This is a genomic window from Anaerotignum lactatifermentans, assembly GCF_016902535.1.
GTDB classification, from domain to species: Bacteria; Bacillota; Clostridia; order Lachnospirales; family Anaerotignaceae; genus Anaerotignum; species Anaerotignum lactatifermentans_A.
Window position 1 is genome coordinate 65062 of record NZ_JACSNY010000001.1, and the last position, 12083, is coordinate 77144.

Consider the following 12083-nt stretch of genomic DNA (forward strand, 5'->3'; position numbering starts at 1 on the left):
TGAGGGGACCGTTTCGCCTCCCCCTGTTTTATTCTTCTTCGTGATGGTGCAGTGCCTCAATATCATTTACCGGCTTTTTCAGACCTTCGATGACAATCCCGTTCTTTTCGGCATAATCCCAAAGCGCCGCGTGCAGAGCCTCCTCCGCCAAACAGGAACAGTGTACCTTCACCGGCGGCAGACCATCCAGCGCCTCCATAACCGCCTTATTGGTCACCTGCAGTGCCTCCTGTACTGTTTTGCCCTTGACCAGCTCCGTTGCCATAGAACTGGTGGCCACCGCCGCGCCGCAGCCAAAAGTCTTGAATTTCGCATCCTCAATGATATTATTCTCAATTTTCAGATAAACTTTCATAATATCGCCGCATTTGGCGTTGCCTACGGTACCGACACCGCTGGCATCAGAAATTTCTCCCACATTTCTCGGGTTCATAAAATGGTCCATTACCTTTTCGCTGTATTCCATCGTATCTTCCTCCTGTATTTTCAAATTCCCTTTTTTCTGTTTTTATTTTCTTATGGCTGTAGTTTCCCTTTTATTTTTTCATCATATCTTCATACAGAGGAGACATTTCCCGCAGCCGCTGTACAATGGCCGGCAGTTTCTCCAGTACGAAATCTACTTCTTCCTCTGTGTTTTCCCGATCCAATGTCAGGCGCAGAGAGCCATGTGCTTCCTCATGAGGCAGACCGATAGCCAGCAGCACATGGGAAGGGTCCAAAGAGCCGGAGGTGCATGCGGAACCGCTGGAAGCGGCAATCCCCAGTGCGTCCAGCAGCAGAAGCATGGACTCTCCTTCGATATAAGCAAAGGAAATATTGCAGTTGCCGGGCAGTCGGTCCACGGGGTCCCCATTCAGTCTGCTGTATGGGATCTTTTCCAAAATTCCATGGATCAATTTATCCCGCAAAGCTGTCAGGCGCTCTCTGGTCTGTTCCAGCTCCGCCACAGCCAGTTCCGCTGCCTTCCCCAGTCCAACGATGCCAGGGATATTTTCCGTGCCGGCACGCATCTTCTTTTCCTGGGCCCCGCCAAAGATCAGCGGGGAGATCTTCACGCCTTTGCGGATATAGATAGCGCCGATACCTTTGGGCGCCCCCAGCTTATGGCCGCTCATAGAAAGCAGATCAATCTGCATTTCCTCCACATTGACCGGCACATGACCCACGGCCTGTACCGCATCCGTATGGAAATAAATTCCTTTTTCCTTCGCCAAAGCCCCAATCTGGGCGATGGGCTGAATGGTGCCAATCTCGTTGTTGGCAAACATCACGGAAATCAGAATGGTTTCCGGCCGGATGGCCTTCTCCAGCTCCTCCATCCGCACCTTACCCATTTCATCTACATCCAGATAGGTAACTTCAAAACCATGCTTTTCCAGATATTGGCAGGTATGCAGGATCGCGTGATGCTCAATTTTGGTAGTAATAATATGGTTGCCCTTGGAAGACATAGCCTCCGCCACTCCCCGCAGCGCCATATTGTCACTTTCGGAGCCGCCGGCGGTAAAATAGATTTCTTCCGGCTTGGCGCCGATGGCATCCGCCACCTGCTTTCTGGCCTGTTCCATGGCTTTTTTGCTTTCCTTTGCAATGGCATATACACTGGAAGCGTTTCCATAATGCTCCCGGAAATAAGGCAGCACCTCTGCCAGCACTTCTTCTCTGACCGGTGTGGTAGCCGCGTTATCCATATAGATCTTCGTCTTCATATCCATTCCTCCTATATCATCAAAACAGCTTTTATTTCATAGTATATATATATGTTTTCTATGTTTTTAATTTACTACCTTTGGACAAAATTGTCAAGCTTTTTTATGAAAAAAAATCTATAAAAATGGAAAAACTTCTTGCATCGTTTTGTGAATGAATTTTACATTTTTCTCGCTATACGTGACATGGTCTTTTCTGTGAAAAAAAAAGCCCCTATAATAATACAAATAATATCTATCGAAAAACATCTTGCGAAAGAGACATAATACGAGGTGAGCACTATGCATGAATTCAAAGACAGGCTGAAATCCCTGCGAAAAGAAAAAGGACTGACACAGGTAAAGCTTGGCGCTTTATTGAATTATGGCTATACAGCGATCGCCAATTATGAATCCGGCAGAAACCAGCCCGGGATCGCCGACCTCAAAAAGATCGCTTCCATTTTTGATGTATCTTTAGATTACCTATTAGGTGTCACAGATATTCGCAGACCCTATGCCTCCGCGGAAGACCCGCTTCTGGAAAACGAATTCCTGCGTTATTTTACTATGCTGAACGAGGAAAGCCAGAAGGATGTTCTGCTCTATACCCAGTGGCTTCTGGAACGGGAGGAACGTCAGAAAACCGCGGAAACAGAAGCAGGCCACAGTCATCTTCGTGTTGCCCAGACAAAAAAAGAATACAAAAAAGACTGATGGATACAGATGCTTTCATGGGGATCATTTCCCTGTTTCGCCGAAAGGACCGCCCCAGCCCTGGATTCAGGAATACTGCGGCCTTTCGCAGAAGAGGCATCCTTTTGGCATTGACATTTTCCCCAAAATCATTGGGGATTTTTTATTTTCTGAAAATCAAAACAGGAAGGTTCAAGACCCTTGTTTAGAGTCTGAAACCTTCCTGTTCCTTTTTTGATTTATTCTGTTTTCAGTTTTTGGCTTCCCGCAGCTCTCTGGCCGCCGCCAGCGTCGTTTCCGTGATTTCCTCCCCGCCGATCAGCCTTGCTACTTCTCGGCAGGCGCCGTCTTCATCCAGCAGAGCCACTTTCGTTTCCGTCCGTTCCGGGCCTTCCTCCTTGGTGATTCTGAAATGCCGGTCCGCCAAAGCGGCAATCTGAGGCAGATGGGTAATGCAGAGGATCTGCCGTTTCTTTCCCAGCAGATGCATCTTTTCCCCTACCTTTCGGGCTGTCTTTCCGCTGATCCCCGCGTCGATCTCATCGAATACGAAGGTGCCGATCTCATCGCCGTCTACCAAAACACTTTTCAAAGCCAGCATCACACGGGACATTTCACCGCCGGAAGCGATCTTTGCCAAAGGCTTCAAATCCTCCCCCTGGTTGGCGGAAATCAAAAATTCCACTTTATCCCTGCCGTCTTTTCCAAAATCATCTCTTTGGGCAAAGGCAATCCGGAATTTCGCCTGAGACATCTGCATCTGGTGCAGCGCCTCCTCTACCTGTCTCTCCACCTGGGCCGCCCGTTCCCGGCGAAGCGCCGTGATCTGCCCGGCAATAGACATCAGTTGCTCCTCCGCCTCTTTCCGCTGTTTTTCCAGCTTTGCGGCGGCTTCCTCGCTATTTTCCAGAAATTCCATTTCCCCAATGGCCTTTTCATAAAATTCCAGCACTGCCGCTACACTGCCGCCGTATTTTCGTTTCAGGCGGTAAATGGTCTGCAGCCGTTCTTCCGTCTCTTCCAACGCTTCCGGTTCCGCCTCCAGCGCCGCGCCATAGCGTTTCCATGTTCTGGCGCAGTCTTCGATCTGGGCATAGGCAGTCTCCAGCACCTCCGCTGTCTCCTTTATTTCCGGGTCCAGTTCCGCTGCCTCCGTGGCATCCTCCAAAGCCTGGCTCAATAAATCGCAGACGGAGGCCATTCCCTCTGCGCCGTCATATAATAAGGCTACGCCTTCCGAAGTAAGCCGCATGAGCTTCTCCATTCCGGCCAGCCGTTTCTTTCGTTCTAATAGGGATTCTTCTTCCCCCTCACGCAGTCCCGCGGCAGCGATCTCTTCCGTCTGAAAACGCAGGATATCCAATCGCTGCGCTCTTTGGCTCTCATCCCCTAAAAGGGCCTCCAGCCGCTGGCTTGCGTCTTTTCTCTTTTCATGCCACTGGCTGTATACCGCCAGCTTCTCTGCCAGTTTCTCCCCGCAGAAACGATCCAGCAGGCGAATATGCCTGGATGGATTCAGCAGAGATTGATGCTCATGCTGTCCATAAAGATCCATCAACTCCGCCGCGATCTGGCGCAGCATCCCCGCCGTTACCGTACACCCGTTGATCCGGCAGATGCTTTTGCCCGATTCATTTAAGGTACGGCTGATAAGGATCTGACCATCCGCTTCTGTTTCAATTCCATTTTCCTCTAAAATATTGTGGATCGCTTTTTCCTCCGTAGAAAACAGCGCTTCCACCACTGCCTGTTTTTCTCCCCTGCGCAGAAGATCTCTGTCCGCTCTGCCGCCCAAAGCGAATTGCAGGGAACCCAGGATCATGGATTTCCCGGCGCCGGTCTCCCCAGTCAGGATATTCAGCCCCGGCGCGAAATGCAGATCACATTCCGCGATCAGTGCCGCGTTTTTGATATGAAGATTTTCCAGCACTGTGCATCCCTCATTTCTCAGGCGCTGTGAATGATACGATACAGCTTTTCAATAATAACGGCTGCCTGGTTATGGGTACGGACCACGCAGAAAACAGTGTCATCCCCGGCGATGGTACCCAGAATCTCGCTGTTCTGCATATTATCCAGAGCTACGGCTACCGCCATGCCCATGCCTTCCAGTGTCTTAATCACAATCATATTCTGGGCATAGTCCATTTTTACAACAGCCTCTTTGAATACCCGTGTCAGACGTTCCGTAATTTCCGTATCATTTCCGCTGATAACGGAATATTTCTGTTTTCCTCGTTCTGTGGCGATTTTTGTCAGCTTCATCTCCCGAATATCTCTGGAAACCGTAGCCTGTGTGACCATGAATCCCTCTTCACAAAGCTTCTTCGCCAGTTCATCCTGGGTTTCGATATCATATTTTTCAATCAATTCCAAAATTTTCGCGTGTCTGGCAATTTTCATCTTGTCACAACCTTTCTCTCTTTATCTGCTCAGTTTTTTCCGCAGTACATCATAAAAACTCTGGGGATTTGTCTTGATGATTGTCGCATGGACCTTCGCGCATTTGACCTGTACCACTTTTTTGCCTTTCAGCGTCCATGCTTCCTGCCCATCAGCGCTGACGGTAAAAGCCGTATCCCCCCGGGGATTGATCTCTACCGTCACAGAATCCTCCGCCGAAACCACAATGGAACGGCTGGTCAATGTATGCGCCGAAATCGGCGTAATGGCAATGATATGGGCATCCGATTTCAGGATCGGGCCGCCGGCGGAAAGATTATAGGCCGTAGAGCCCGTGGGCGTACAGATAATAACGCCGTCCGCCTGGAAGGTATCCACATATTCATTATTGATAAAAATATTGAATTCCAGGATCTTATACAGCAGGCCACGATTGATGCAAATATCATTCAGGGCCAGAATCCCTTCGATCCGTTCCGGTTCCGTAGCGATGCAGGTCTGCAGCATCATTCTTTCTTCTACGGTATAATCACCCTCCAGCACACGGTCAATGGCCGTCTCCGCGTGATTTTTTTCCTCCGCCGTCAGAAATCCCAGATGCCCCAGATTGATACCCAGTATCGGTGTATGGTAGGGTGCCGACTTTCTTCCTACGCCCAGGAGCGTGCCGTCACCGCCCAAAGAAATCACAAATTCCGAATCCCGGTATACCTCTTCTTCACTTTTTGCATACTGCTCCAGCCCTGCCGCTTTCGCCGCATCCCTCATCAGCTGGGGCTCACATCCCTTTTCCAGCAGATGACCCACCAGACGTTTTGTCACAGCCATCTCCCGGTCTTTATCCATATTTGGTATCAAACCAACTTTTTTCATCCTTGCATTCCCCCGTATCAGTTCTTTACAGGACCTCATGGGATGTCTCCACAACATCCTTCAGCAATACCTCAACTTCCTCTCTGGACATGCCTTCTTTTCCCTTCTCCAAATAGATCAGATACTCAATATTGCCTTTGGGGCCCTTAATGGGCGAGAAATCCAGCCCTAATATGCCAAGGCCGTTAGCCAGGGCATAATCCGCGATCATCGCGATCACATCCTTATGAACCTGTATATCCTTGACAACACCGTTTTTTCCAACCTTTTCCCTGCCGGCTTCAAACTGCGGCTTAATCAGGCAAACCAGCTGACCCGCCGGCTGCATTACACCTGTTACGGCAGGCAGCACCTTCGTCAGGGAAATAAAAGAAACGTCGATGGAAGCGAAATCCGCTTCCTCCGGCACCTGTTCCTTTGTTACATAGCGCACGTTGGTCTTTTCCAGACAAACCACTCTTTCATCATTACGCAGCTTCCAGTCCAGCTGGCCATAGCCCACGTCGATGGAATACACCTTCGCCGCGCCATTTTGCAGCATACAGTCCGTAAATCCGCCGGTGGAGGCGCCGATATCCAGACAGATCTTTCCCTCCAGCGTAATAGGGAATACCTCCATGGCCTTTTCCAGCTTATAGCCGCCCCGGCTCACATATTTCATAGACGCGGCCCGTACCTCGATCTGCGCCGTCACAGGGACCTTGGTCCCCGCCTTGTCTTCCTTCATGCCGTCCACATAAACGGTGCCCGCCATGATATAGGCTTTCGCCTGATCTCTGCCCGGTGCCAGATTTCTCTGGACCAGCAGCACATCCAAACGTTCTTTATCCGCCATAATTCTCACCCAGTTTTTCTAATATCTTCCGGCAAATGCCTTCTCCATCCAATCCATATCTGGCAAACAGCTGTGCCTGCGTCCCCTGCTCAAGATATTTATCGGGGAACGCCAGATTGGTCACAGAAGGACAAAGCCCATGGTCGCTGTAAAATTCCAGCACCGCGGAGCCCATGCCGCCTTTTCTTAAATGATCCTCTACTGTAAATATCATTTCATAGTCCCTTGCCACATCCAGTAGTGTCTCCTCATCCAAAGGACGAAGGAACCGCAGGTTCACCAGAGCGGGTTCCAGGCCTTTTTCCTCCAGAAGCCGCACCGCTTCCGCCGCCGCGTCCGTCATATGCCCTTCCGCAAGGATGGCAATTTTTCTGCCTTTTTTGATCCATTCCGCCTTGCCTTCCTCCAAAGGCGCGCCCAGACTGCCGCCAAACTCCGAGGCCGTACCTCTGGGATAGCGCACCGCCACAGGACCGGTACAAACATTCACGGCATACGCCAGCATTTTCTCCAGCTCCCATTTGTTTTTCGGAGAAAGAATGGTCATATTGGGAATATCCCGCAGATACGCAATATCAAATACCCCCTGATGGGTTTCGCCGTCGTTGCCTACGATACCGGCACGGTCGATGGCAAATACCACATGGAGGTTTTCCATGCACACATCATGAATGATCTGGTCATAAGCCCGCTGCAAAAAGGACGAATATACCGCAAATACCGGCACCATACCCTGAGACGCCAGCCCTGCCGCAAATGTCACTGCGTGCTGCTCCGCAATAGCAACGTCAAAGAAGCGTTTCGGGAATTCCTTCTGGAATTTCTCGAAGCCAGTGCCGCCGGCCATAGCCGCCGTAATGCCTACCACCTTTTTGTTCTTCCGGCCAATCTCTACCATTTTGCTGCCAAATACGGAGGACCAGCTGGGCTTGCTGCTCTTGGAAATTGCTTCCCCTGTCCGCAGGTCAAAAGCGCTGACGCCGTGGTAATCCCAGGGACGTTCCTCCGCATAGCGGTAACCTCTGCCCTTTTCCGTTTTCACATGAATCATCAGCGGTCCATGCATTTTCTTTACATTCTGGAACAATTCAATCAATTCCGGCAGATCATGTCCATCCACGGGACCGATGTACTTAAATCCCATGCCTTCAAAAACAGCGCCTTCCAGCAGGATCAGTTTGGCGCTGTCCCGTACCTTTTCCAATACGGAATAGGCGGGCTTGCCCAGCACAGGCACCATATCCCGGAACTGCTTGAAATTATCCTTAAAGGTCTGATACCGATTGCTAGTGCGCAAAGAATTCAAATGCTTGCTGATGGCGCCCACATTGGTATCAATAGACATCTGGTTATCGTTCAGAACAACGATCAGATTTGTGTTTTCCCTTCCAGCGTTGTTCAATGCCTCATAAGCCAGACCGCCGGTCATGGAACCATCACCGATAACGGCAATCACATGGTTCTTCTTCCCCTGGAGATCTCTTGCCTTGGCAATCCCCAAAGCGGCGGAAATAGAGGTGGAACTGTGGCCCGCCGCGAAGGCGTCACATTCGCTCTCTTCCGGTTTAGGAAATCCGCTGAGACCGTCTAACTGCCGCAGGGTAGAAAACTGATCCTTTCTTCCTGTCAGCATTTTATGGATATAGGCCTGATGGCCCACATCCCATACAATCTTATCCTCCGGCGGGGAAAAACAGTACTCCAGCGCCACCGTCAGTTCCACTACCCCCAGATTGGATGCCAGATGGCCCCCTGTTTTGGATACGGAACGCAGCAGGAACTTCCGCAGCTCTCTGCATAGTACCTCCATCTGCTCCACATCCATTTTCTTTAAATCCTCTGTGGAATGGATTCTCTCCAACAATCCGCCCACATTCATCACCTTCCTTAAAAAAGCCAGCCAATCACAATACCCAGAATGGCTCCTACAAACACTTCCAGAGGCGTATGACCCAGCAGTTCTTTCACTCTCTGGAAATTCGGCAGCTTATGGTGCTCGATCAGGTAATTCAGAATTTCCGCCTGTTTGCCTGCCGCTCTGCGGATTCCCGCCGCGTCATACATGACCACAAAAGAGAAAATCAAACAAGCCGCGAACAACGCCGAATCAAATCCATTGTATTTTCCCACGCTTACCGTCAGCGCCATAACCGTCGAGGAATGGGAGCTGGGCATTCCGCCTGTTCCCGTCAGCCGGCTGGCGTCAAATTTCCGCTCCGTCACAATGGGACGAAGTGTTTTAAAGCCCTGAGCAATAGCCCAGGAAATCAGTGCCGCCCACAGGGGCTTATTATATAAAAGTGCTTCAATTCCCATAGAATCCACTTCTTTCTCAATAGGTACGCTTCAAAAGATAGGAGGTCAGCTCCAGCAGGAAGTGGCAGCTTTCTCCCTGTTCCTTCCAGATTTCCTCCGCTTCCCGGGACAGCTGTGCCGCAATCTCTTTGGATTTTTCAATGCCGTACAGCGTCACATAGGTTGTTTTCTGATTCTTTTCATCGCTGTGTACTGGTTTGCCCAATTCTTCCGTGGTGCTGGTCACATCCAGAATGTCATCCAGGATCTGAAAGGCCACACCAATCTTTTCCCCGGCCAGACCAAAGCGTTCCACCACTTCCTCCGGCGCGCCGCCGGCTCTCGCGCCCGCTTCCAGAGCGCCGCGGATCATAGCCGCCGTTTTATGCACATGAATAAATTCCAATACCTCTTTTTCCATAGGCTTGCCGTCATACTGCACATCCACAGCCTGTCCTGTCAGCATTCCGTGAACGCCCGCTCCTTTGGCAATGGCATACATAGCGCCGCAGGTCTCTTTGGACGGGTTCTCCCAGCAGGCCTTTGCCATGATCTCCATGGCATGGTGCAGCAGTCCGTCTCCCGCCAGAATCGCCATATCCTCCCCAAAGACTTTATGGGAAGTCGGCCGGCCCCGACGATAATCATCGTTATCCATGGCCGGCAGATCGTCATGGATCAGAGAATAGGTATGAATCATCTCCAGAGCGCAGGCAAAGGGCTCTGCCTTTTTCTTATCCCCTCCTACGGCCTCACAGGCCGCCAATACCATCATGGGGCGCAGCCGCTTGCCGCCGGCAAACAAACTATACCGCATGGCCTCAAAAATCACGGGAGGAAAGGCTTCCTGCCGCGGGATATAATGTTCCAGCGCTTCTTCGATTTCTTTGATCCGCTCTTGCAGTTCCTGTTTAAAATCCATGTTATTCTTCCTCCTCAAAAGGGGTCTCTTCCCACAGCCCCGCTTCCTTGCGCAGCATGGTTACCGTGCCTTCCGCCGCCGCCAGCTTTTCCCGGCAGACCGCCGAAAGGGACAGTCCTTCCTGATACAGCTTTACCGCATCCTCCAGCAGCAGCTCCTCTGTTTCCATCCGCTCCACGATTTCTTCCAGCCGTGTCATCGCTTCCTCAAAGGATACCTTCTTTTTCGCCATGGGTCCTCACCGCCTTTTCCTTGATTTCTGTCCATAAACTGCCGTCCCGCAGTTCCAATCGAATCTTGTCCCCCACTTCCGTCTGTTCCACGGAAGTCAACAGCTTTCCTTCCGCAGTTCTTGCCGTCAAAAAGCCTCGTTTCATTACCGCCAGAGGCGATGCCGCCGCCAGGCGGTCCTCCATCGTCAGCAAATCCTTTGCCGCGTTTTCCAGCTGCCTTGTCATTTCTCTTGTCATGCGGCGGGTCTGTTCCTCCACATAAATCCGATGCTGCCGGAACCTCTCCCAGGGTCTGGCCAGCACCGGCCGGTTCTTCATATACTCCAGCCGCCGTCTGCACTGGGTCATGACAGCGTCCATGTCCCGATCCAGCCGCATCCGCAGCCGCCTTAGACCATCCCGTTTTTCCTCCAGAGGGGTGGTCGCCAGTTCCGCCGCCGCGGAAGGCGTCGCCGCCCGCAGATCCGCCGTAAAATCAGCAATGGTAAAGTCTGTTTCATGGCCTACTGCAGAAATCACCGGGATCTCCGAAGCGAAAATGGCCCTTGCCACGGCCTCCTCGTTAAAGCACCACAGGTCTTCCATAGAACCGCCGCCCCGGCCCAGTATAATCACATCGGCTTTTCCCCAGCTGTTGACCAGCCGCAAGGAGCGGACAATATCCTCCGCCGCGGCCTCGCCCTGTACCAGTGTCGGCACGATCACCAGCTTTACGGAAGGGTCTCTGCGTTTGACGATATGCACAATATCCCGCACCGCCGCTCCCGTAGGGGAAGTAATGACGGCAATACAGGACGGATTTTTTGGGATCTCCCGCTTAAAATCCGGATCAAAAAGACCTTCCGCCGCCAGTTTTTCCTTCAGCTGCTCAAAAGCCGCCTGCAAAGCGCCGATGCCCACCGGCTCCATAATCTCCGCGTAAAGCTGATATTGCCCCGTCCTCTCATAGAGGGATATATGGCCATATACAATGACCTGCATCCCGTTTTCCGGCAAAAAGGGCAGCGCCGCCGCGTCCGCCCGAAACATCATGCAGCTGATGGCGCCGCTGGGGTCCTTCAGGGAAAAATACAGATGCCCTGAAGAATGTGCCTTAAAATTAGAGATTTCCCCCCGCACCAGAAGACTGCTGAGGATAATATCATTTTCCAGCAGATTTTTAATATACCGATTGATCTGCCCAACGGTAAAAACCTTGGGTTCCATCATTTCACATCATCCATTCTCTCAGGCAGAAGCGATCTTGCCCAAAATGCCGTTGATAAAGGCAGGTGCTTCATCAGAGCTGAATTTCTTTGCCATTTCCACTGCCTCATTGATGGCAACGCCCACCGGCGTATCCTGAGAATAGCGCATTTCATAGACTGCCAGCCGCAGGATCGCCAGATCCACACGATTCATCCGTTCAGTATCCCAGCCTTTGGCAAAGCTGTCGATCAAAGCGTCGATCTCTGTCTGGTGCTCCTTTACGCCGTCTACCGCCGCAAGGATAAAGGCCTTGTCCTCCTCCGAGACAGGATCTTCCTTTTCCTCAAAAAACATTTCCTTCAATTCTTCGTATTCCTCATTAAACTCCATCTGAAACAGGAGAATAAACGCGTTTTTTCTCGCACTTCTTCGGCTCATACTTTCCCTCCGTAGATCAAATTATAAAGGACAAATACCACTCCTGACGGGAGTGGTACATAGTGACTGATTATTCTTCTTCCGCCGCCGCGGCTTTTTCTTTTACAATGCCCGTAACGGCAACATTAACTGCGGGCACGTTCAGACCGGTCATAGTCTCCACGGCGTTCTTTACCTTTTTCTGTACTTCTTCCGCCGCGGTCTGGACCTTTGTTCCGAATTTTACAATAATTTCCATATCCAGAACAACCTCATTGTTCTCATTGGTCACTCTGACGCATTTGGTCTGGCCTTTTTTGCCGAAAAATTCCGTAAAGCTTTTATTTCCGCCGTAGCCTTCCATAACGCCTTCTACTTCCAGCGCGGCTGTCACCGCGATCAAGCTGATAACCTCATCCGCGATCTGGATCTGACCATTGTTTCCTTTATACTCAGACATTTCGCTACCTCCTGTCTTTTTTCTATATTCACCATTCTATACATGAAAAAAAGAATCCATACGAATCTAT

At 50.9% G+C, this 12083-nt stretch carries 14 protein-coding genes; 1 reads left to right on the top strand and 13 read right to left on the bottom strand.

From position 1 onward, the window contains the following. Nucleotides 1–28 precede the first annotated feature (28 nt). Both nifU and nifS read right to left on the bottom strand, forming a co-directional pair. Nucleotides 29–466 (bottom strand): Fe-S cluster assembly scaffold protein NifU, encoded by a 438-nt coding sequence (gene nifU / locus H9X84_RS00300; RefSeq protein ID WP_205132321.1) that lies wholly within the window; start codon nucleotides 464–466, stop codon nucleotides 29–31. Between the two features lie 70 nt (nucleotides 467–536). Next, the gene (nifS, locus tag H9X84_RS00305; RefSeq protein ID WP_205132322.1) at nucleotides 537–1712 is read right to left on the bottom strand and encodes a cysteine desulfurase NifS; all 1176 of its coding nucleotides are present in this window, start codon (nucleotides 1710–1712) and stop codon (nucleotides 537–539) included. Nucleotides 1713–1994: 282 nt separating this feature from the next. Between nifS and H9X84_RS00310 the strand changes: the two genes are divergently transcribed. Further along, the gene (locus H9X84_RS00310) at nucleotides 1995–2408 is read left to right on the top strand and encodes a helix-turn-helix domain-containing protein (RefSeq protein WP_205132323.1); all 414 of its coding nucleotides are present in this window, start codon (nucleotides 1995–1997) and stop codon (nucleotides 2406–2408) included. 229 nt (nucleotides 2409–2637) lie between these two features. On the opposite strand, the gene recN is transcribed toward H9X84_RS00310, so the two are convergent. The 11 genes from recN to H9X84_RS00365 all read right to left on the bottom strand — a co-directional run bounded on the left by recN (nucleotide 2638) and on the right by H9X84_RS00365 (nucleotide 12013). Beyond that, a complete protein-coding gene (gene recN / locus H9X84_RS00315; RefSeq protein ID WP_205132324.1) occupies nucleotides 2638–4317 on the bottom strand; it encodes a DNA repair protein RecN in 1680 nt (559 codons plus the stop codon). A 17-nt stretch (nucleotides 4318–4334) separates the two neighbouring features. Beyond that, the gene (argR, locus tag H9X84_RS00320) at nucleotides 4335–4790 is read right to left on the bottom strand and encodes an arginine repressor (RefSeq protein WP_205132325.1); all 456 of its coding nucleotides are present in this window, start codon (nucleotides 4788–4790) and stop codon (nucleotides 4335–4337) included. A 21-nt stretch (nucleotides 4791–4811) separates the two neighbouring features. Beyond that, the gene (locus H9X84_RS00325) at nucleotides 4812–5663 is read right to left on the bottom strand and encodes an NAD(+)/NADH kinase (RefSeq protein ID WP_205132326.1); all 852 of its coding nucleotides are present in this window, start codon (nucleotides 5661–5663) and stop codon (nucleotides 4812–4814) included. Between the two features lie 25 nt (nucleotides 5664–5688). Further along, nucleotides 5689–6498, bottom strand: a complete 810-nt coding sequence (locus H9X84_RS00330) for a TlyA family RNA methyltransferase (RefSeq protein WP_205132327.1) — start codon at nucleotides 6496–6498, stop codon at nucleotides 5689–5691. Beyond that, the gene (gene dxs, locus H9X84_RS00335) at nucleotides 6488–8371 is read right to left on the bottom strand and encodes a 1-deoxy-D-xylulose-5-phosphate synthase (RefSeq protein WP_330612201.1); all 1884 of its coding nucleotides are present in this window, start codon (nucleotides 8369–8371) and stop codon (nucleotides 6488–6490) included. Before dxs ends, H9X84_RS00330 begins: the two co-directional genes overlap by 11 nt. Before the next feature lie 14 nt (nucleotides 8372–8385). Then, the gene (locus H9X84_RS00340; protein ID WP_205132329.1) at nucleotides 8386–8814 is read right to left on the bottom strand and encodes a divergent PAP2 family protein; all 429 of its coding nucleotides are present in this window, start codon (nucleotides 8812–8814) and stop codon (nucleotides 8386–8388) included. Between the two features lie 16 nt (nucleotides 8815–8830). After that, a complete protein-coding gene (locus H9X84_RS00345; protein WP_205132330.1) occupies nucleotides 8831–9715 on the bottom strand; it encodes a polyprenyl synthetase family protein in 885 nt (294 codons plus the stop codon). Between the two features lies 1 nt (nucleotide 9716). Further along, the gene (gene xseB / locus H9X84_RS00350) at nucleotides 9717–9947 is read right to left on the bottom strand and encodes an exodeoxyribonuclease VII small subunit (protein ID WP_205132331.1); all 231 of its coding nucleotides are present in this window, start codon (nucleotides 9945–9947) and stop codon (nucleotides 9717–9719) included. Beyond that, nucleotides 9922–11157 carry an exodeoxyribonuclease VII large subunit gene (gene xseA, locus H9X84_RS00355; protein WP_205132332.1) on the bottom strand — a complete coding sequence of 412 codons (1236 nt, stop codon included), beginning with the start codon at nucleotides 11155–11157 and terminating at the stop codon, nucleotides 9922–9924. The genes xseB and xseA overlap by 26 nt, the downstream gene beginning before the upstream one ends. 18 nt (nucleotides 11158–11175) lie before the next feature. Next, nucleotides 11176–11574: a transcription antitermination factor NusB gene (nusB, locus tag H9X84_RS00360; protein WP_205132333.1), complete on the bottom strand. Its 399-nt coding sequence runs from the start codon at nucleotides 11572–11574 to the stop codon at nucleotides 11176–11178. Between the two features lie 70 nt (nucleotides 11575–11644). Further along, nucleotides 11645–12013: an Asp23/Gls24 family envelope stress response protein gene (locus H9X84_RS00365; RefSeq protein ID WP_205132334.1), complete on the bottom strand. Its 369-nt coding sequence runs from the start codon at nucleotides 12011–12013 to the stop codon at nucleotides 11645–11647. Between the last annotated feature and the right edge of the window lie 70 nt (nucleotides 12014–12083).